The organism is Streptomyces sp. NPDC107581 (assembly GCF_055657175.1).
Genome location: NZ_JBVKBH010000010.1, coordinates 321,886 through 340,587, shown reverse-complemented (window position 1 = coordinate 340,587; position 18,702 = coordinate 321,886). Strand labels below are relative to the sequence as shown.

Here is an 18,702-nt window from a genome sequence, read left to right as displayed (position 1 = left end):
GCATGCACGATTCAGCGGAGCGTCCACAGGTCGCGGACGCTCCGCTCATCGCGCGAATGCGCTTGTCGTGTCGTGATGAACGTGACGTCGATGAATGAGGCCATGGCCTCGTACGTCCACTGGCAGGTGTCTGCGGACGCGAACTATGCGTCGGCGGCGTCGACGGCGTGGTTGTCCGTGTCTGTGCCGGCGGCGAGGCCGCCTTGCCGCCGGGGGCCAACCATGTGCAGGGCCTACCGGTGGCCCTCGGCGCGCCGACCGCCCGCCGAGCTGACGGTGGCGAGGGCGGACAGGATGAGGACGGTCGACGCCGCGCCGGGGTCCTCGTGGCCGATGGTGCGGGCGCCGAGATAGCTCGCGCGGCCCTTACGGGCCTGCATGTCGGCGGTCTGCTTCAGGCCCCGCACGGCGGCGTCGTACGCCGCGCGGGTGGCGCCCGCGAGGTCGCCGCCGGTGTCGATGACGGACTGGTAGGCGGTCACGGCGGGGCTGAGGGCGTCGATCATTGTCTTGTCTCCCTCCAGCGCGGCGCCGATCCGCTGGATGCCGGTGACGGCGGCTGCCAATGCCGTCCCGAGTTGTGCTGCGGAGACGTCGGATTCCTGGCCCAGGATCCGCGCGGCCTGCCGGAACCCGGTGCCGTACAGCGGTCCTGAGGCCCCGCCGGTCTTGCTGATCAATGCCCGGCCGACGGTGGCGAGCACCGCGCCGGGGGTGGACGGGTTGGTTTCGTCCAGCATCGCCACCGCCGCCTGCAGGCCACGGCGCATGTTGATGCCGTGGTCGGCATCGCCGACAGCGGAGTCGAGGCGGGTCAGATGATCGGCGTTCTCGGTCACCGATCGGGCGGCCTCATGGATCCAGGCCCGGAACATGCTCGCGTCCATCGTCGTCCCTCTCCCTCGCACGATCGCGTACGGTCTGGCGTCGATGGCCCTGGCTGCTCAGTGTCCCCAGCGCAGTGCGGGGGTCACGACCGGGGCGTCCCACAGATGGGTGAGCTGTGGCGTGAGTCGGCACACGGTGATCGTGCACCCGGCCATTTCCAGGCTGGTGACGTAGTTGCCGACCAGGTTGCGGATGATCCTCACGCCGTGGCCGGCGAGCCGCTCGGCAACCGCCGCATACACCACGTAGAGCTCGATCAGCGGGGTGCCGCCCAGGCCGTTGACCATCACGAGCACGTCGCCCGAGAGCGGCATGTCGGCGTGGATGGCGTCCAGTGCGACACCGACGATCTCCCTGGCGGAGGCGAGCCTGCCGCGGGCGCGACCCGGCTCGCCGTGGATGCCGACGCCCAGCTCGACCTCGTTCTCGCCCAGCTCGAAACCGGGTTTGCCGGACGCGGGCACCGTGCACGGCGTGAGTGCCACCCCGAAGGAACGGGAGCGGTCGTTGACCTCCCGGCCCAGAGCCGCGGTCGTGCCCAGGTCGGCGCCGAGCTCGGCGGCCGCACCCACGATCTTCTCCACGAACACGGTCGCCCCGGTGCCCCGTCGGCCCGCGGTCCAGGTGCTGTTCTCCACGGCGACGTCGTCGTTGACCACGATGCCTTCCACCCGTACGCCGTCGTCGGCGGCCAGGTCGGCGGCCATCTGGAAGTTCAGCACGTCTCCGGTGTAGTTCTTCACGATGTGCAGCACCCCGGCCCCGCCGTCAACCGCCCGCGTGGCGGCGAGGATCTGGTCCGGCACGGGAGAGGTGAACACCTCACCGGGACAGGCCGCATCGAGCATCCCGTACCCGACGAACCCGCCGTGCAGCGGTTCGTGCCCGGATCCGCCACCTGACACCAGGCTGACCTTCCCCGGGGTCGGCCCGCCCGCGCGGGCGATGTAGCGGTCGGACATGTTGACCGTCAGCGAGGGGTGCGCGGCGGCCACACCGACGAGAGCATCGGCAAGCACCTCATCGGGTGAGTTGATGAGCTTCTTCACGGTTCAGGCCCCTTCTTCTCCGAGCAGCGAGGGCCGGCAGCACTGCTCGACAAGGTGCCAGACCTCTTCTGGGGTTTTGCGGGTCAGGGCGAGGTCGGCCAGGGAGGCGCAGGTGTCGTGGCGGAGTCTGCGGATGCGGGCCCGGACTTCGTCGAGGGCGGCTGGGCCGACCGAGAGGCTGTCGCAGCCGACGCCGATCAGGAGAGGTGTCACGAGGGGGTGTGCGGCGGCGTCACCGCAGACGGAGACCTGACGACCGTGGCGGTGGGCGGCGGTGACGACGCGGGCGATGGCGTCGAGTACGGCGGGGTGTGCCGCCATGGCGGGGGTGGCGGTGGGGTCACGCCGGTCCAGGCCCAGGATCTGGCAGGTGAGGTCGTTGCTGCCGATGGAGAAGAAGGAGGCTTCGCGGGCGAGGTCGTCGGCGGCGGCGACGGCTTCGGGGAGTTCCACCATGATGCCCAGGGGTGGCACCGGTACGCCGGCTTCGGTGGCCGCTGCCTCAAGGAGGCGTCGGCAGTCGCGTAGTTCGTCGACGCTCGCGACCATGGGGATCATGATGCGCAGGTCGGTGTCGGCTCCGGCGCTGAGCAGGCTGCGGAACTGGTCGGCGAAGGCGTCCGGTTGGGCGAGCATGAGGGGAAGACCGCGGCCGAGCCGCGCGCCCTGGATGCGGGCGAGGAACGGCGGGAGTTTGTCGTCGGCGAAGTCGAGCGTGCGGGCTGTGACGGCCTGCCCGGTGAGAGCGCGCAGGATGGGGACGAGGGTGGCTGCGTGCTGATCGCGGGTGGGCCATGCGGGATGGTTGAGGAAGGGCAGCTCGGTGCGGAGCAGACCGACACCCTCGGCTGCCGTGGTCACGGCCGCGCGGGCCTCGGCCAAGGTGGCCACGTTGGCCCGCAGAACGATGCGGTGCTGGTCGAGTGTCTCGGCGGGCAGGTGACGCTCTTCGGCGAGGGCGAGTCTGCGCGCTCGGGCGGCCCCCATGGCTCGCAGAGCCCTGGTGCGCTCCTCGTCGTCGGGGTGAACGACCGCGCCGGCCTGATTGGTGTCGAGCAGGACCTCCTGCCCGTCCAACAGTTCGAGCAGTTCGGCATCGACGCCCAGGAGGAACGGGATGCCCAGCGAGCGGGCAACGATCGCAGCGTGCGAATTCGGGCCGCCGGTCACGGAGATGGCTGCTGTCACCGTCTGGCCGGGTTCCAGCAGGTCGGCGGCGCCGATCTCGTGGGCGACCAGGACGAGGGGCTGGTCAGGGCTGGGGCCGGTCTCGCCGTGGAGGTGAGCCAGGACGCGGCGGCCGACCTGCCGGACGTCCGCGGCGCGTTCGGCAAGGGTGGGATCGTCCAGGGCGGCGATGGTTCCGGCGTAGGCGTCGATGGCCAGCCGCACGGCAACAGGTACCGGCTCGCCGTCGTCCGCCCTCTTGGCGGCCTGGTCGCGCAGATCCTGGTCCTGCGCGATGTAGCTGTTGACCTCCATGATGTCGGCCTGCTCGTCCTTGCCCTGCTCGCGCAGCGAGGCGGACAGGTCGAGCAGGCGGGCGGCGACGGCGTCGAAGGCATCGGTGATCTGCTGCGTGGGGTCGCCGCCGGCGCGCCGGGGCAACACCGTTGCGGTGAGTGGCCGGTCGGTGCGGTGGACGACACCGAGGGCTATGCCGGGCGCGGCGACATGCCCGGCGTAGGTGCGGCGGTCGGTCACCGGGCCCCCAGCGGCTCGGCGAGGGACCCCAGCGTCTCGGCGAGGGCACGGAAGACCAGGGCGGTGGAGGTGGCGCCCGGATCCTGATGGCCGATGCTGCGGGCACCGAGATAGGACGCACGGCCCTTGCGCGCCTGCATCGGCGTGGTCGCACGCATGCCCTCTTCGGCGGCGTCGGCCGCGGCTACGGCCGCGGCGCCCAAGTCCGCTCCGGCGTCGGCCTGTTGCTGGAAGGCGGCCAGTGCGGGGGCGTAGGCGTCGATCATGGTCTTGTCGCCGGGTGCGGCCGCACCGAGCTTCTGGATGCTCGCGAGGCCGGCAGCCAGTGCGGCGGCCAACTGCTGTGCGTCGGCGACGGGGATGTCCAGAGCCTTGCCGATGGCACGGAAAGCGCCGCCGTAGAGCGGCCCGGAGGCGCCGCCGACAGTGGAGATGAGGGTGGAACCGGCCTTGGCCAGTACGGCCCCGACGGTGTCCGGCTCGTAGTCGGCCAAGGCCGTGACGGCGGCGGAGAAGCCGCGGTGCATGTTGGCGCCGTGGTCGGCGTCGCCGATGGCCGAGTCGAGCTGAGTGAGGTGGTCCTTGTGCTGGTCCACGGCGGCTGCGATGGCCTGCACCCACGTGCGGGCGAGGTCGGTGTCCACGGAGTCTCCGTTCATGGTCGGTACGGGGCTGGTCGTCATGGTCGGTACGGGGCTGGCCGGGCGTTGGGTGAGCCGGGGGCGGGGGGAAGACGCGAGGGGTGCGATCCGGGCGGGCGGACAGCGGGAAGGCGCCGGCCCAGCCCTCGCGTCGCGCGTGGCCCCGCCCCCGGCTCGGTTCAGATACCCCAGCGCAGCGACGGGGTGTTCACAGGCGCGTCCCATAGGGACAGCATGTCGGCATCGGCCTTGCACACGGTGAGGGAAACACCCGCCATGTCCAGACTGGTCACGTAGTTGCCGACGAGGCTGCGGGCGATGGACACGCCCTTGTCGGCGAGTGCGGCAGCAACCTCGTTGAAGATCACGTACAACTCGATGAGCGGGGTGCCGCCCAGGCCGTTGACCATGACGATGGTCTCGTCACCGGCGTCGAGGGGCTGGTCAGTGAGGATCGCGTCCAGCGCGGTCGCCACGATCTCCTTCGCGGGGCGGAGCTTCTCACGGCGGCGGCCGGGTTCACCGTGAATGCCGACGCCGACCTCGATCTCGTCCTCGGGCAGGTCGAAGCCGGGCGTGCCGGAGGCGGGGGTGGTGCAGGCGGTCAGCGCCACGGCGAACGACCGGGAGGCGGCGTTGACCCGCTTGGCCATCTCCGCCACGGCGGCGAGGTCGGCGCCCTGCTCGGCGAGCGCGCCGGTGATCTTCTCGACGAAGACGGTGGCTCCGGTGCCTCGGCGCCCGGCGGTCCAGGTGGAGTCCTGGACGGCGACGTCGTCGTCGACCAGGACGGTCTCCACGGCGATGCCTTCCTCGGTGGCCAGTTCGGCGGCCATCTGGAAGTTGAGGACGTCGCCGGTGTAGTTCTTCACGATGAACAGCACGCCCGCGCCGCCGTCGGTGGCCTGGGCCGCGGCCAGCATCTGGCCGGGCACGGGCGAGGTGAAGACCTCGCCGGGACAGGCGGCGTCGAGCATGCCCTGTCCGACGAAGCCACCATGCAGGGGTTCGTGCCCGGATCCGCCGCCGGAGACGAGGGCGACCTTGCCCGGCTTGGTACCCGCGGCGCGGGAGATCACCTTGTTCTCCGCGTCGACCTTCAGTCGGGGGTGGGCGGCGGCGATCCCGGACAGTGCCTCGGCCAGCACCGCCTCGGGGGCGTTGATGAACTTCTTCACGACAGGGCTCCTTCAGCAGCGGCGACCGGCTCGGCCGTCACATCGGTGGCAACGCCGCGGCGGGCGTTCAGGGCGACGTAGAGGAATCCGGCGGCAACCGCGCCGAGCACTTCGGCGGCCAGGTAGACCGGCAGCTGGTTCCAGTGGACGGTGCCGTCGAAAAGCTGGCCGGTGATCATCGGACCGAGCGTCCTGGCAGGGTTGATGGACGCAGCCGTGGCCGGCGCCACCGGGATGATGATCGCGAACACGCCGAGGCCGATGGCCAGACCGGCGAAGCCACCCGCCGCGCGGCGGTCGATGGCACCGAAGACGATGAAGGCGAGTATGAAGGTGCCTATGGCTTCGGCGAAGAACGCCTGGTCGGCGCCGACTCCGCTGCCGTAGGTGGCGATGCCGAGGCCGACGTCGACCGCCTTCTTCCCCAGCACCCCGACGATGGCCAGGGCGCCCAGCACCGCCCCGGCCACCTGGGCCGCGACGTAGCCGGGGACGTCCCGCCAGGGCATCTTCCTTGTCGCGGCCAGTGCCAGGGTGATGGCCGGGTTGATCTGGCAGCCGGATATGTGGCCGATCGCGTAGACCATCGCGATGACCACGGTGGCGAACGCCAGCGAGATCATGCCCAGATCGGCGAAGGTGAACGGGGCCTTGCCGTTGACGATGAGTGTTGCGGGGACTGAACCGACGCCGATGAACACCAGCATCGCGGTGCCCAGCATCTCGGCCACAAGCTTCTGTGGGTAGGTGTTTTCTTCCATGAAAGGCGCCCACCGCCGAAGCGGCGGCTTGGGCGTCTCACCTCCTGCGCGTGGAGCGGGCTGTGAAGGGAGGTAGCCGCCAGGTTGATCAGGGTCGGGGCAACCTGGCGGCCGCTCAGGGGAAGCCGGGCAAATCGAGCCTTCGGCTGCATGTCATTCACCATGGATGAACGCTGTTCCGAAAATTAAGGCTGCGTTTCCGGCCTGTCAAGAGGTTCGGCAAACGCTCGGGTTCCGCCGACATGAAGAAAGCCCCACGGCGGCGAGCCGAGGGGCCTGGAACAGAGGCGGGGGGCAGGGAAGGAGGATGGCCGCCGCCCGTCCGCGGGGGAAGGTCAGGTCATGGCAGTGCGTGCGGCTGCCCCGCGGGGGGCACCCAGGTCGCGGGAGAGGTTGCGGGCGGTCTCCCGAACGGCGACCGCAAGCTCCTGACGTGCGGATTCATCCAGCAGTCGCTCGACGGGGCCGACGATGCCGAGAGCGCCGACCACCTCGCCGGAGCGGTCGAAAACAGGGGAGGCGATGCCTGCGTCCCCGATGGCCGACTCCTGGTCCTCGATCGCATACCCGGTCCTGAGAACCTCCTTCAACTGACCCGCCAACTCCTCGGCGTCAGTGATGCTGGCGCCGGTGAGCACGGCCGGCTCACCCGCCAGCAGCCGCTCACGCTCGCCGGCCGGAACGAAGGCCACGATGGCCTTGCCCAGGGCGCACGTGCTCCACGGGATGCTGGCGCCCACCTCGAGGATCTGCACCGCACCCTCGGGCCGGAAGGCATGGTGCACCACCAGGACGTGGTCACCGCTGAGAACGGCCACCCAGACCGCCTCATTCGCCCGGTTCGCAAGCTGGTCCGCCCAGGTCAGCGAGCGGGTCCGCAGCTCCTGGGTGTCCAGGTAGGCGTTGCCCAGTTGCACCAGGTCCGGGCCGAGCTGGTACTTCGAGCTGTCCCGGTCCTGCACCACCAGCCCCTCGGCCTCCAGTGTGCGCAGCAGCGCATGCGCGGTCGGCCTGGCCACGCCCAGGCGGTCTGCCAGCTCGGTCACGCCCAGCCGGGGCCCGGTGGACGCGAGCTCCCTCAGGATCTGCACCGCCCGCTGTACCGCCTGCACCATCGAAAATTTCTCCCTGATTCACTATTGATGAACAGCGTTCCGAGATTTACTGTAGCTGTTCATGAGCACATCTGTCGGCATCGTACTCGTGTCCCACAGCGCCGAGCTCGCCGCGGGCCTTCGCCTGCTGGTGGAGCAGATCGGCTCCGACACCGTCCCCCTTGCCACCGCCGGAGGCACCGACGACGGTCGGGTCGGCACCAGCTACGACCTGGTCCTCGCCGCCATCCGCAGCGTCGACCGCGGCCAGGGCGTCGTCGTCCTGCCCGACCTCGGCAGCTCCGTGCTGACCGCCCGCACCGTCCTGGAAGACCACCCGCGCCCAGACGTGCTGATCGTCGACGCGCCCTTCGTCGAAGGAGCCGTCGCAGCCGTCGTCACCGCCGCATCCGGTGCCGACCTGAAATCCGTCGCCGAGGCCGCCAGGGAGGCCCGCCATGTCCACAAGCTCTGACCCCACCACCACGAGCACAACGACCGCACCCACACACGAGACGGCCATCGTCCTGCCCGCCAACCTCCACGCCCGGCCCGCCGGCCAACTCGCCAGGGCCGCAGCCGCATTCACCAGCGCCATACAACTGCAGTACGCCGACCGGACGGTCAATCCGACCGGTGTCCTCGCCGTCATGGGTCTGGGTGCCACTGTCGGCAGCACCGTGACCGTCCGCGCCGAAGGCCATGACGCCGAAGAAGCCGTCACGGCGTTGACCCAGATCCTCGCCACCGCCGAGTAACCCGACGCCACCAGCGGCACCAAACCAGCCGCTGCTTCCGACATGAGAAGCAAAGACCAGTGGAGGTGGCCGAGGATGAGCGTCCCCGCCACGAGCACGTCTGACGCCCATATGGCCACGCCCTCGCGGCTCGAGCACATCTGTATGGTGCCGCACATTCCCGAGGCCGTCTCCGCCGTACGCTGCCGGGCACGCACCGTCCTCACTCTATGGCGCGTGCCCGCACCGACAGTGGACGACGCCCTCCTGGTGATCTCGGAGCTGACCACCAACGCGATCGTCCACGCACTGCCCCCGGCAGTACTGCGGTTGTCCCTGCCCGAGGCCGGCAGCCGCCGCACCCTCCGCATCGAGCTCGCCGACACGGGTCCGGCACCCCAACGACACCCAACACACCACGACCCCCACCCCGTCGACCACAGGGAAAACGGTCGCGGGACCGACATCGTCGCGGCCCTCTCCGCACAACACGGAATATCCCGCCACCCCGAAAGGACCACCCGATGGGCCGTTCTCCAGATGGGGCTTGACCACCGTGGCACGACAGCCGCACGTCTCCGTGGAACGTCGGAAAGGCCTGTCCCCGAAGCTGGGGACGTGCCGTAGCGGCCAGGAACGACTTCCAGCGAGGATGCCCGCTGCAGCCACTGACAAGGACCTCGCCCCCGCACGTCCGGCGCCCTTGGCGTCCGGAGCGGGAGCGGCCATCAGCGTGCTGGGCAGAATGGTCGGCCTGGGTAGCGCGGTTCCGGCTACCGCTGCTGATCAGCCGCTTCGGGTTCGCCGCACCATCCGCGGTCATCCTGAACAAGGCAATAAGCCCAATCATGGTCCTGGTCGCACTGTCCGCCCGTCTGGCGGCGGCCTCAGCCTCCGAGGTGGCGACTCACTGACCTGTCGCAGCCAGCCTGTTCGCCGGGAGCCTGCCGGGTGCGTGGGCCGGAGCAACGTGGGCAGTGCGCATGCACAGCCTCTGCAAGGTGCCTGCGGCGCTGATGGTGCTCATGGCCGCCGCCCCGATGGTCACGCACACCACCACCCTGGACACGCTCACCCTGCCGCTGTGGGCTCAGGTGCCCAGCGGGTTCGTGGCCGGCTTCGGCATCGGGGTGGCCGCGGCGACTCACAATGACCGGCCACGTTGCTGCGGGCGGTACGTGAGAGGGGGGACGGCCCGACTGGAGGGGCCGTGCAGGGATGGAGGCCGCTCAAGGCCGGGCCAAGGGCACATCGGGGAAGCCCTCACGGGCTGCCAGGGGGCCTGCATGGCTTGCACGGGCGGCGGCCCTTGAACCTCGTGTCCGGCGCGCACGTGAACGAATCGTCCGGTCGGTCTTTGGCTGGTGCGTTCTCGCAGCGACAGCTGCCCGGCCCGTTCGGGTCCATGTGTTTGACCCTGACGGTCAGTCGGCGGGCGCTCAACGACGGCTCCTCCGCGTTGCCACAGTCCCTGAGTCGGTCGCCGATCAGTCTGAACGCTCTGCGGCCTATGGTGACGGTGTCGTGCGGCCGCAGCCGGGCCCGTTCGACGCGATGGCCGTTGACGTAGGTACCGTGCGGCGTGCCCAAGTCCACGACCTGGTGGCCGGCGGGAGCAAGGCGGGATTCGGCGTGGTGCCAGGAGACGTCGTCCTCGCGGACGACCAGATCGTTGTCGGGGCGACAGCAGGTCTGCGTCTGGACGGCGGCGATCGGGTCGTCGATGCAGTCGAGTGCGGGGTGCTGCCTGCGGACGTTGTCGACGGCCTGTCCTGGAGAACCCGCAAGCTGGCGTGTCGTCAGGTAGACGTAGACCTTCTGCTCCACGCCGCGCAGGCTGTGTGAGCGCAGGACCCGGCCCGCGGCGTGCTGAGTGACCTTCAAGGCCGCGGACGCCGATTCGATCCCCCACCTGCGCATACCAGATCGCCAACGCCCCTGCGGGGAAACAGCCGCTTGTCCCTCCCGGTCGTACCGGCCTTGCACCCAGGTCACCTGCCTGTGGGTCGTCACGGCGATGCTTGGCACGGACCTTGGCCCAGGAGAGGCAGGGGCCGTCTTCCAGGGCCGGGCACGCCGGCGGGACCCGAACGCAGCCAGGCCCACTGCGCGGGTCCCGCACCCCGACCAGCGCCATCAGCCGGATCTTCGGGAATCCGGGCGGGCCTCCGACCTCGAATGCAAACAAATTTGCATGTACTATTTTTCTGCAGTCGTGCTTGCGCTGCCGTGCCGATCCCTGTGAGGAGAGTGGGGCGCCGTGACCATGCATTCGGCGACCTTGGCCATCAACGAGACACTGCGGGCCCGCCGGGCGGCAGGAGAGAGGGTGCTGAACCTGGGGTTCGGTGAGGCGGGGCTGCCGGTGCCGGATTCGCTCGCCCAGGTGTTGTCTGCGGCAGCCGGGCGCAACGGATACGGGGCGGTCGTCGGGTCGCAGGAGGCCCGTGAGGCCGCTGCCGGGTGGTTCTGCAGGCGTGGAGTGGAGACGGAAGCCCAGCAGGTGCTGTTCGCCCCCGGCAGCAAGGCGCTGCTGTTCGCGCTGCTCGCCGCGCTGCCGGGGGACGTGGTGCTGCCGTGCCCGGCGTGGGTCAGCTACGCGGCCCAGACGGCGCTGGTGGGCAAGAGGACCGTCAGCGTCCCGGTTCCGGCGGAGGCGGGCGGCGTTCCGGACCCGGAGCTGCTGGAGCAGGCGCTGGCCGACGCGCGCGCGGCCGGGGCGAACCCTGGTGTCCTGGTGGTGACGGTGCCGGACAACCCCACGGGGACGATCGCCCGCGAGGAGCACCTGCGTGCGGTCTGTGGGATTGCCGAGCGGCACGGTCTGGCAGTGGTCTGCGACGAGATCTACGCCGAACTCTGCCACTTCGGCAAGGCTCCCAGCGCAGTCGGCTATCTGCCCGAACGCACTGTTGTCACCAGTGGGTTGAGCAAGTCGATGGCTCTGGGCGGTTGGCGCATCGGGTTCGCCCGGGTGCCGTCGGGCCCCTGGGGAGAGCGGCTGATGCGCGAGATCGTCGGGGTGGCCAGTGAGGTGTGGTCCAGCCTGGCGGCGCCGATGCAGGCCGCCGCCACGTACATCCTCCAGGAGCCGCCCGAGGTGCTGGACCATGTCGGTGCCGCTCGCGGGCTGCATGCGACGGTCGCGGCGGCGGTGTACGAGCGGTTCACTGCGGCCGGTGCGGTCTGCCGCCGTCCCGAGGCGGGCTTCTACCTCTACCCGGACTTCGAGCCGGTACGGCCGGTCCTCGCCGCCCGGGGCATCGACACCGGTGCGGGGCTGGCCGCAGCCCTGCTGGAGGATGGCGGGGTCGGCGTGCTTGCCGGTGAGGCGTTCGGGGACGCGGTCGGCGGACTGCGCACCCGGGTGGCGACAAGCTTGCTGTACGGGGAGTCCGAGGCGGAGCGCTGGGCGGCGTTGCGCAGCGACGACCCGCTGCGGCTGCCATGGATCGCGGCGTCCCTGGAGCACCTGCGCGGTGCGCTCGCCGCGTTGACGGCACGGGACTGACGCATGCGTCCGCCGGTTCGGCGGCTCACGGCAGGGGTGTGTCCGGGGCGTAGGCGCCGAACTCCTCCAGCAGTTCTTCTTCCTGCAGCAACGTCGAACGCACCTGGTGCCCGCGCAGTTGGGCAACCCCGGTGGCGAGCGCCTGGATCAGCGCGGTGAACGCGGTCAGCGATCGCAGCACCGACAGGCTTGAGGCGTCTACGAAGAAGACCTGTTCGGCCGAGGAGGCCAGGGGCGAGGAGGGGTTGTCGGTCAGTGCCACGCAGCGGGCGCCGCGCGCTCGGGCCCAGGCCGCGGCCCGCACCGTCTCCGTGCTGTAGGGGCGGATCGCGATGGTCACGAAGCAGTCGCCCTCGCGGACCCGGCGCAGGTCGTCGGTGAGCGTGCCCGCACCCAGCGTGACGGTTTCGACGTCCTCGCGCAGCATCCGCAGCAGGTAGCCGAGCAGATAGGCCGGGGCGTGGCACTTGCGCAGGCCCATGACGTGGACGCGGGGGGCCTCGGCCAGCGCCTTGACGGCGGCCTCCCAGGTTTCGGGGTCGATCCGGGCGAAGGTGCGGGCGATGTTGGCCCCTTCCAGCGCGGCCGCCTGTTGAAGCAGGTTTGCGCCGTCGGCCCCCAGCTGCTCCAGGTTGTCGTAGCGGCGCAGCAGGTGCACCTGTTCGCGCAGGTGCTCCCGGCACAGTCCGGTCAGCCCGGGGTAACCCTCAAGGCCGATGCTGGTGGCGAAGCGCACCACGGTGGCCTCGTTGACGCCGACGGCGGACGCCAGGTCCGAAATTGTCATGAACGCCACACCTTCCGGGTCGGCCATGACGCGGTCGGCCAGGAGCCGCTGGGAGCGGGTCAGCGGCGTCGCCGGGTTGTGGAGTGTGGCGACGAGTTCGTCGTAGGTCCGCGGAGGTCGCCGCGATGCTGTGGCCATGGGAGGAATTCTCTCTCGGAACGGCCGTGCTGCGGCCTCGGGGTCACCCGGTGGCGGCGTCGGCACGCCCCTGTGCGAAGTCCGACAGCGCCATCTCAGCGGTCTTCCCGGCCGGTCCGCGCACCGTGATCCGGTCGGCGGTCAGGTCGGCCACCACTGAACACAGGGTCATCAGCGGGTCGGTGCCCGCGGCCGTGCGGTGCACCCCGCGGGGCAGCGGCGCCGAGGTGAGGATGTCCAGGAACCACTGCGCGCCGGGGTCGCCGGCCGGGACCGGCAGATCGCTCAGAACCTTGCCGCGAGCGACGCTCTCCTCGAACTGGCCCAGGCTGCGGGCCGCCCGCGCGCCGTCGTTCACGGCTGCGGCGGTGATGGGCGCGTCCGCCGGTTCGGGCAGGTGGCGCAGGTGGTTGGTGTGCCACTGCAGGGGGCGGTGGACCGGGTCGGCCTCCACCACGGCGGTCCGTCCGGCGACGCTCTCCACGACGACGATCCGGCCCTCGGCGCGGTCGCCCAGGGTGTAGGCGAAGCCTCCGGCGCTGGGGCTGGTGCGCAGGTGGTCGACGGCGGCGTCCAGGGTCGAAGCCTGCTGCAGGGCGCGGGCGACGAAGTGCCGTCCCGGGGCGTCGGCCGGACACGCGGCCTGAACGTGGTTGATGCCCCAGACCAGGCCGTTGCCGGTGGCCGTGAAGGTATTGGCGGGCAGGAAGCCCGGATACCACTGGACCGTCACCGGCACATCCCCGTCGACGAGCAGGGTGAGCAGCATCAGCCGACCGTCGAGTGCGGGCGCCCCGTCCTCGTTGTGCGCAACGCAAGAACGCGTCCGGCGCCAGCCGAGGTCCGTGCAGCCGGTGCCGTCGTCGACTCCGAGATCGCCGCGGAGGTTGGCCAGCAGCAGGTCGTGGAAGTCCGCGCCGGCGCCGGCGGCGAGGGCGCGGAGCTCGGCCAGCTGCCGGCCGCACGCGGCGCCCGTGGCATCGAGCAGCCGGCCGACCCTGATCCGCCCTCGTTCGGTCGCCGCCCAACGGTGCAGCGCGGAGCGTTCGGGCAGGGCGTCCTGGACCGCATGGACATCGGCACGGGCCGCCCGGCCGAGGGCACGGAACACCTCCGTCCGTTCCCCGGAGACGACCAGCCACCGCAGCCCGGCGAGTTCCTGCTCACGGATGCCTGCCGCCATCTTCCGACCTCCAGCCGGTTGAGCACCGCCGACCGTTTGTGTGGACGCGCTTGCCGCAACCCGTGACGTAAATTTAATTGCACCGATACTACATCCTGCAACTCTGCTTGCATATCGTGATGTTCCCGCCCCTCTCCCCAAGGTCAGGACCCCCATGAAACCTTCCGCTCACAGCAACGGCTCTACCCAGCTGCGTGGCGCGCTGGGTAACCGGCAGATGTCCATGATCGCGATCGGCGGCGTCATCGGCGCCGGTCTCTTCGTCGGCAGCGGCAGCGCCATCCGCCAAGCCGGGCCCGCCGTACTGGTGGCCTACGCCGCCGTGGGCGCCCTGGCCGTCCTGGTGATGCGCATGCTGGCCGAGATGGCGGTCGCCCAGCCGGATACCGGTTCCTTCTCCAGCTACGCAGGCCGCGAGCTGGGCCCCTGGGCCGGACTGTCGGTGGGATGGCTGTACGCCTACCAGTGGTGCATCACCGTCGGATTCGAAGCCATCGCCGGTGCGGCCGTCGCCCACCACATGCTGCCCGCCATACCCACCTGGCTGGCCGCGCTGGTCCTGATGGTCGCGTTGATCACGGTCAACTTCGCCCGCGTCGAGTCCTTCGGCACCTTCGAATTCTGGTTCGCCATGATCAAGGTGGCGGCGATCATCGCCTTCCTGCTCATCGGACTCGCCGCCGTGCTCGGCGCGCTCCCGGGTACCGGCGCCCCCGGGACCACCAACCTCCTCGGTCACGGCGGCTTCGCCCCCAACGGCTGGCTGGCCGTGCTCCAGGCATCGCTGGTCGTCTTCTTCTCCTACTTCGGCACCGAGGTCGTCACCATCGCCGCCGGTGAGGCCAAGGATCCCGCCCAGGCCGTGCGGCGCGGCATCAACAGCGTCGTCTGGCGCATCCTGCTCTTCTACGTCGGCTCGATCACCGTCGTGGTGATGCTGCTGCCCTGGAACTCCACCGCCGTCACCGACAGCCCCTACGTCGCCGTCCTGGGCCACCTCGGCGTGCCCTTCGCCGGCACCGCGATGAACTTCATCGTGCTCACCGCCGTCCTTTCCTGCCTGAACTCCGGGATCTACTCCTCCTCCCGGATGCTCCACTCTCTGGCCGAGCGAGGCGAGGCCCCGGCGCTGTTCGCCCGCACCACCCGGCTCGGTGTGCCCGCACCGGCCGTGCTCGCCGCCTCCAGCATCGGACTGCTCACCGTCGTGGCCAACTACTTCCTGCCCACCACGGCCGTCTACCAGTTCCTGCTCGACTCCTCCGGCGCCGTCGCCGTCGTGGTCTACCTGTGCATCACGGTCACCCACCTGCGCGGACGTGCCCGGCTGATGCGGGAGCGGCCCGAAGCCCTCACCGTCCGCATGTGGGCCTACCCCTGGCTGAGCCTGCTCGTCCTGGCGGCACTCCTGGCGATCATCGCCGGCATGGCAGCCGACTCCGGAAGCCGGCGATCGCTCCTGCTGACCCTCCTGGTCACCGCCGTCGCCGCCGTCGCCGGACTGATCACCCAGCGGGCCCGGCACTCGAAGACCGCTGCCGAACCGGCACACTCACGCACCCTCGTCTGACTACGGCCTTGGCCTTCTCGGCTTGGCCTGGCCCAGGTGCTCCGGCGCCAGTGGGCCCCAGATGATTGCTGTTTCAACTCCGGCCCGAGTTGGCCCCGGTGCGGACCTGCGCAGGCCCACAGCCCCGGCTCCCCCTCGAACATCCATTGGCGCCGACTCGGGCCGGAGAAGTGAAGCCAGCGCAGAGCGAGAATGCCACGGCCTCCCGCCGAACAGCACGTAGCCGGATGACCGGTGCGGCGGCGCCGGTGAGTGCGTCAGGCACGGGGCTCCTCGCTGTTCTGTGCGAGCGGCTTCTCGACACGCTTTGGAATGAAGTTACGGGCAGCTGTCGATCCGGCCACGTCCCGTTCGACGTCATGATGTGTGGCACCTCGCCACACGATGACGCGACAAGACCTGAGGAGGAAAGACGTGGATCAACTGCTGAGAGTCATGAACTTCAACGTCTCGAGTGACGGAATCGGCGCTGGTGAGCACCAGAGTCTGGAGAAACCGTTCGGCTACGACCATCCCGAGAGGCTGTTCGCCTGGGCCGGGGCCACGGCGAGCTGGCCCATGCGTACGGATTCCGGGGGGAGCCGGGGCCTGGACGACTACTTCACGCGGGACTTCGCACGCAACATCGGTGCCGAGATCATGGGGCGCAACAAGTTCGGGCCCCAGCGCGGGCCCTGGCAGGACCATGACTGGCGCGGCTGGTGGGGTGAGGAGCCGCCATTCCGCACTCCGGTGTTCGTCATGACTCACCACGAGCGTCCGTCGCTCACGCTCTCCGACACCACATTCCATTTCATCGACGGCAACCCGGCCACGGTCCTCGAACGGGCACGGGAAGCGGCGCAGGGCAAGGACGTCCGGCTCGGTGGCGGGGTCACCACCATCCGGCAGTTCCTCGATGCCGACCTCGTCGACACCATGCATGTGGCGGTTTCGCCGGTAAAGCTAGGGTCCGGACTACGACTTTGGGAGTCCCCCGATGAGCTGCTCGACCGGTTCCACCTGGAGGTCGTGCCCAGCCCGAGCGGTGTAACGCACCACCTGTTCTGGCGAAGGTGAGGCGAGGGCCCACTCGAGTTCAAGCTGCGACTCCGATGGGGCGTCCGCCCCATCGGATGGCCTTCTCACTGCGGATGCGGGCGCGAGCATGGCCTGGGCTCTGTTGCTTACGGAGTCGATCCCGTGAACCTCGATGCCTTCAAACGTGACGGTCGCGGTGCTGCGGGTGCTCGATGTCGAAGCGGCGAAGGAAGGACTGGCAGCAGCGGCTGACATCCGCCGCGGTGGCGCCGGTGCCTGACCACCACGGCCGTACTGGCTTGTTCACCTCGCCGCTGGGCAGCTTCTCCACGACCAGGCGAACGACGGTCCCTTCGATGATGGGCAGCGGCCTTCGTGGTCGGGCCAGGCACCCCGCACGGTGAGCCGCGGTGTAGTCGGTCCCACGCTTGCGCGGTCGCCTTCCCGAAGAGCCGGGTGTTTGTCGGTGGGCGTCACGGCCTGTTCGGCGCCCCAGGTGCTGGGATCACCGAAGACGAGCGCTGGTCAGGGCTCGACGCAGTCGGCCAACATCGATCCGTCCCCGGTTGCGCCCTGCATAAAGGGCTCTGTGTCCACAGCGGTGTTCAAGTGCGAGTGCGAGGTCGAGGTCGAGGTCGAGGTCGAGGTCGAGGTCGAGGTCGAGGTCGACCAGCATCCGTACCGGCCCGTGCGTGCACAACTCCGTACACAACAGGGCGTCGCACAACTTGGAACCGTTCATCTAGGCTGGCACGGTGACTGATGAGCAGGAGCGGGTGCGGCCGTCGGGAGTGTGGGCCACGGCGGTAGGGGTGGCCAGGGTGCGGGCGCTGGAGACCGAGCGGGAGAACGCGCTGTTCCGCGACCCACTGGCACAGGCCTTCGCCAGCGCCGGCGGCCTGTGGCCCTCCTCGCCGCCGCCCGATGACGAGGCCGCGCGACGCCGCCGGCTGGCCGTGTCGTTCTCCATCGTCATCAGGACGAAGTTCCTCGACGACCTGTTGCAGCAGGCCTCCGCGTCCGGGGTGCGGCAGGTTGTGCTGCTCGGCGCCGGCATGGACAGCCGGGCCTTCCGGATGGACTGGCCCGAGGGCACCCGGCTGTTCGAGGTCGACACCGCCGCGCCACTGGACTTCAAGACTTCGGTGCTGCGCCAGGAGCGGGCCGTCGCACGCTGCGAGCGGATCACCGTCGCGGTGGATCTGCGTGAGGACTGGCCAGGCGCGCTGGCCGCCGCAGGGCACGACCCGGCGGTGCCGACCGTGTGGATCGCCGAAGGACTGCTGATCTATCTGCCCGAGGACGCGGTGGAGCTGCTGCTGGCCCGGATCAGCGCGCAGTCGGCGGCAGGCAGTCGGATGGGACTGACGTTGGGCTCGCGCGGCGTGATCGAGCGCTTCGCCGCGGACGCCGTGCCGGGATCGCCGGCGTCCATGTGGGTCTCGGAGATGCCCGACGACCCGGTGGGCTGGCTGGCCGGGCACGGCTGGGAGGCCAGCAGCCACACCCTGCGCGAGCGCGCTGCCGCCTACGGCCGCCCGATCAGCACCCCGCCGCAGCGCGAGGAGGGGCCCGGCGGACTGATCTCGGCGGTCCGCCGGTAGAGCGTCTCCCGGTTCCCTGGATGATCGATTCCAAGGGGACCTGATGAGTGGAGCCAGGTTCATGCACGGCCAGCCGGTCATGCGCGCACTGACCGCCTTCGACCAGCAAACCCCTTGGAATCGATCATCCAGCGGCTGACGACGGATCGCCGGCTCGAACGGCTCCTCAGTTGAGTGAACGCCCTGTCCTGGGCTATGACGCCGGGGAAATGCACCGCACCAGGGCATTCACTAACCTGGTCGCCCTGGCGGCAGAGGCACACAGGATCTCTCTGCACTATGCGGACGACGCACCTGACGCGGTCTCGGAGGCGATGACTCACGCGTTGGATGTCGTTGGGCGGTGCCGTTACGCAGGGGGCCTGAGGATGACCGGCCAGGACGGAATTCCCACCACGCGCACACGGTCGACAACGTCCGGCGGTGGGTGGCGTCGTAGGAAAGCAGCCCTTCTGTCACGATCACCCAGGGCACGCACTGCGAGTCCTTGAGGAGCCTACGGAAGGATCGCTCCGCCGCCTCGGTGTCCCGCTTTTCGGTCTCGAGGGTGGCGAGGGCATGGACGTCCCGGCCGACGGCGCGCCGCAGGTACCGCATCCGCCTACTGACCTGGATGAACGCCTCATTCATGTGTCACATGTCGCCCGGCCGGGACAGGCGCCGGGGCAGCATTCTTGGCGTAGGCGGGTCAATGCTCCGCCTCCACTTCGACCGACGTCGTGGTGGAGCCGAGGCCGGGGCCCGCCTGCTGGCCTGGAGCCGCCGAACGCGGTCGTGAAGCCGCCCTCGCGCGGGGTGAGGCCGGGCGGCTCTCGGGCGGGCCGCCACGGCCGTGCC

The 18,702-nt window shown here is 70.0% G+C and carries 19 protein-coding genes and 1 pseudogene; 8 read left to right on the top strand and 12 right to left on the bottom strand.

Annotated features, from left to right (window positions below):
* Positions 1-233: 233 nt before the first annotated feature.
* The 7 genes from dhaL (ACZ7P3_RS26525) to ACZ7P3_RS26495 all read right to left on the bottom strand — a co-directional run bounded on the left by dhaL (ACZ7P3_RS26525) (position 234) and on the right by ACZ7P3_RS26495 (position 7,336).
* Positions 234-887 (bottom strand): dihydroxyacetone kinase subunit DhaL, encoded by a 654-nt coding sequence (gene dhaL / locus ACZ7P3_RS26525; protein WP_472085536.1) that lies wholly within the window; start codon positions 885-887, stop codon positions 234-236.
* 57 nt (positions 888-944) lie between these two features.
* Positions 945-1,937, bottom strand: a complete 993-nt coding sequence (gene dhaK, locus ACZ7P3_RS26520; protein WP_472085535.1) for a dihydroxyacetone kinase subunit DhaK — start codon at positions 1,935-1,937, stop codon at positions 945-947.
* Positions 1,938-1,940: 3 nt separating this feature from the next.
* Complete coding sequence (locus ACZ7P3_RS26515; protein ID WP_472085534.1) at positions 1,941-3,641, bottom strand: phosphoenolpyruvate--protein phosphotransferase; 1,701 nt, start codon at positions 3,639-3,641, stop codon at positions 1,941-1,943.
* Entirely contained in the window at positions 3,638-4,324 is a 687-nt protein-coding gene (gene dhaL / locus ACZ7P3_RS26510) for a dihydroxyacetone kinase subunit DhaL (protein WP_472085533.1), read from the bottom strand. The genes ACZ7P3_RS26515 and dhaL (ACZ7P3_RS26510) overlap by 4 nt, the downstream gene beginning before the upstream one ends.
* Before the next feature lie 137 nt (positions 4,325-4,461).
* Positions 4,462-5,460 carry a dihydroxyacetone kinase subunit DhaK gene (dhaK, locus tag ACZ7P3_RS26505; RefSeq protein WP_472085532.1) on the bottom strand — a complete coding sequence of 333 codons (999 nt, stop codon included), beginning with the start codon at positions 5,458-5,460 and terminating at the stop codon, positions 4,462-4,464.
* Positions 5,457-6,221, bottom strand: coding sequence for an MIP/aquaporin family protein (locus ACZ7P3_RS26500; RefSeq protein WP_472085531.1), 765 nt, complete (start codon positions 6,219-6,221; stop codon positions 5,457-5,459). The genes dhaK (ACZ7P3_RS26505) and ACZ7P3_RS26500 overlap by 4 nt, the downstream gene beginning before the upstream one ends.
* A 335-nt stretch (positions 6,222-6,556) precedes the next feature.
* Positions 6,557-7,336, bottom strand: a complete 780-nt coding sequence (locus tag ACZ7P3_RS26495) for an IclR family transcriptional regulator (protein WP_472085530.1) — start codon at positions 7,334-7,336, stop codon at positions 6,557-6,559.
* A 61-nt stretch (positions 7,337-7,397) separates the two neighbouring features.
* Here ACZ7P3_RS26495 and dhaM point away from each other — a divergent pair, with 61 nt between their 5' ends.
* From dhaM to ACZ7P3_RS26480, 3 genes are read left to right on the top strand one after another with little or no spacing between them, the layout of a single operon-like run.
* Positions 7,398-7,790: a dihydroxyacetone kinase phosphoryl donor subunit DhaM gene (dhaM, locus tag ACZ7P3_RS26490; RefSeq protein WP_472085529.1), complete on the top strand. Its 393-nt coding sequence runs from the start codon at positions 7,398-7,400 to the stop codon at positions 7,788-7,790.
* Positions 7,774-8,073: an HPr family phosphocarrier protein gene (locus ACZ7P3_RS26485; protein WP_472085528.1), complete on the top strand. Its 300-nt coding sequence runs from the start codon at positions 7,774-7,776 to the stop codon at positions 8,071-8,073. Before dhaM ends, ACZ7P3_RS26485 begins: the two co-directional genes overlap by 17 nt.
* A gap of 42 nt (positions 8,074-8,115) precedes the next feature.
* The gene (locus ACZ7P3_RS26480) at positions 8,116-8,679 is read left to right on the top strand and encodes an ATP-binding protein (protein ID WP_472085527.1); all 564 of its coding nucleotides are present in this window, start codon (positions 8,116-8,118) and stop codon (positions 8,677-8,679) included.
* 636 nt (positions 8,680-9,315) lie between these two features.
* Here the strand turns inward: ACZ7P3_RS26480 and ACZ7P3_RS26475 are convergent.
* Positions 9,316-9,879 carry an FHA domain-containing protein gene (locus ACZ7P3_RS26475; RefSeq protein ID WP_472085526.1) on the bottom strand — a complete coding sequence of 188 codons (564 nt, stop codon included), beginning with the start codon at positions 9,877-9,879 and terminating at the stop codon, positions 9,316-9,318.
* Positions 9,880-10,318: 439 nt separating this feature from the next.
* On the opposite strand from ACZ7P3_RS26475, the gene ACZ7P3_RS26470 reads away from it, so the two are divergent.
* On the top strand, positions 10,319-11,563 hold the full coding sequence (locus ACZ7P3_RS26470) for a pyridoxal phosphate-dependent aminotransferase (RefSeq protein WP_472085558.1): 1,245 nt from the start codon (positions 10,319-10,321) through the stop codon (positions 11,561-11,563).
* Between the two features lie 25 nt (positions 11,564-11,588).
* On the opposite strand, the gene ACZ7P3_RS26465 is transcribed toward ACZ7P3_RS26470, so the two are convergent.
* Both ACZ7P3_RS26465 and ACZ7P3_RS26460 read right to left on the bottom strand, forming a co-directional pair.
* A complete protein-coding gene (locus tag ACZ7P3_RS26465) occupies positions 11,589-12,488 on the bottom strand; it encodes a MurR/RpiR family transcriptional regulator (protein WP_472085525.1) in 900 nt (299 codons plus the stop codon).
* A 43-nt stretch (positions 12,489-12,531) separates the two neighbouring features.
* The gene (locus tag ACZ7P3_RS26460) at positions 12,532-13,671 is read right to left on the bottom strand and encodes a C45 family autoproteolytic acyltransferase/hydolase (RefSeq protein ID WP_472085524.1); all 1,140 of its coding nucleotides are present in this window, start codon (positions 13,669-13,671) and stop codon (positions 12,532-12,534) included.
* A 154-nt stretch (positions 13,672-13,825) separates the two neighbouring features.
* Here ACZ7P3_RS26460 and ACZ7P3_RS26455 point away from each other — a divergent pair, with 154 nt between their 5' ends.
* Together ACZ7P3_RS26455 and ACZ7P3_RS26450 are read left to right on the top strand one after the other, a co-directional pair.
* A complete protein-coding gene (locus tag ACZ7P3_RS26455; RefSeq protein WP_472085523.1) occupies positions 13,826-15,241 on the top strand; it encodes an amino acid permease in 1,416 nt (471 codons plus the stop codon).
* A gap of 414 nt (positions 15,242-15,655) precedes the next feature.
* Positions 15,656-16,300, top strand: a complete 645-nt coding sequence (locus ACZ7P3_RS26450) for a dihydrofolate reductase family protein (protein ID WP_472085522.1) — start codon at positions 15,656-15,658, stop codon at positions 16,298-16,300.
* A gap of 166 nt (positions 16,301-16,466) precedes the next feature.
* Here the strand turns inward: ACZ7P3_RS26450 and ACZ7P3_RS26445 are convergent.
* Positions 16,467-16,777, bottom strand: a pseudogene (locus ACZ7P3_RS26445) (NF041680 family putative transposase); the annotation flags it as partial.
* A 73-nt stretch (positions 16,778-16,850) separates the two neighbouring features.
* Here ACZ7P3_RS26445 and ACZ7P3_RS26440 point away from each other — a divergent pair.
* Together ACZ7P3_RS26440 and ACZ7P3_RS26435 are read left to right on the top strand one after the other, a co-directional pair.
* On the top strand, positions 16,851-17,024 hold the full coding sequence (locus ACZ7P3_RS26440; RefSeq protein WP_472085521.1) for a hypothetical protein: 174 nt from the start codon (positions 16,851-16,853) through the stop codon (positions 17,022-17,024).
* Between the two features lie 28 nt (positions 17,025-17,052).
* Positions 17,053-17,865: a class I SAM-dependent methyltransferase gene (locus ACZ7P3_RS26435; protein ID WP_472085557.1), complete on the top strand. Its 813-nt coding sequence runs from the start codon at positions 17,053-17,055 to the stop codon at positions 17,863-17,865.
* A gap of 231 nt (positions 17,866-18,096) precedes the next feature.
* On the opposite strand, the gene ACZ7P3_RS26430 is transcribed toward ACZ7P3_RS26435, so the two are convergent.
* Positions 18,097-18,495, bottom strand: a complete 399-nt coding sequence (locus ACZ7P3_RS26430) for a DDE-type integrase/transposase/recombinase (protein ID WP_472085520.1) — start codon at positions 18,493-18,495, stop codon at positions 18,097-18,099.
* Positions 18,496-18,702: the final 207 nt, after the last annotated feature.

Excerpts from the sequence above, each read along its gene's own strand:
- dhaL (WP_472085536.1), bottom strand. The coding sequence starts at position 887 with ATGGACGCGAGCATGTTCCGGGCCTGGATCCATGAGGCCGCCCGATCG.
- dhaL (WP_472085533.1), bottom strand. The coding sequence starts at position 4,324 with ATGACGACCAGCCCCGTACCGACCATGAACGGAGACTCCGTGGACACC.
- ACZ7P3_RS26500 (WP_472085531.1), bottom strand. The coding sequence starts at position 6,221 with ATGGAAGAAAACACCTACCCACAGAAGCTTGTGGCCGAGATGCTGGGC.
- ACZ7P3_RS26495 (WP_472085530.1), bottom strand. The coding sequence starts at position 7,336 with ATGGTGCAGGCGGTACAGCGGGCGGTGCAGATCCTGAGGGAGCTCGCG.
- dhaM (WP_472085529.1), top strand. The coding sequence starts at position 7,398 with ATGAGCACATCTGTCGGCATCGTACTCGTGTCCCACAGCGCCGAGCTC.
- ACZ7P3_RS26485 (WP_472085528.1), top strand. The coding sequence starts at position 7,774 with ATGTCCACAAGCTCTGACCCCACCACCACGAGCACAACGACCGCACCC.
- ACZ7P3_RS26480 (WP_472085527.1), top strand. The coding sequence starts at position 8,116 with ATGAGAAGCAAAGACCAGTGGAGGTGGCCGAGGATGAGCGTCCCCGCC.
- ACZ7P3_RS26470 (WP_472085558.1), top strand. The coding sequence starts at position 10,319 with ATGCATTCGGCGACCTTGGCCATCAACGAGACACTGCGGGCCCGCCGG.
- ACZ7P3_RS26465 (WP_472085525.1), bottom strand. The coding sequence starts at position 12,488 with ATGGCCACAGCATCGCGGCGACCTCCGCGGACCTACGACGAACTCGTC.
- ACZ7P3_RS26460 (WP_472085524.1), bottom strand. The coding sequence starts at position 13,671 with ATGGCGGCAGGCATCCGTGAGCAGGAACTCGCCGGGCTGCGGTGGCTG.
- ACZ7P3_RS26455 (WP_472085523.1), top strand. The coding sequence starts at position 13,826 with ATGAAACCTTCCGCTCACAGCAACGGCTCTACCCAGCTGCGTGGCGCG.
- ACZ7P3_RS26430 (WP_472085520.1), bottom strand. The coding sequence starts at position 18,495 with ATGAATGAGGCGTTCATCCAGGTCAGTAGGCGGATGCGGTACCTGCGG.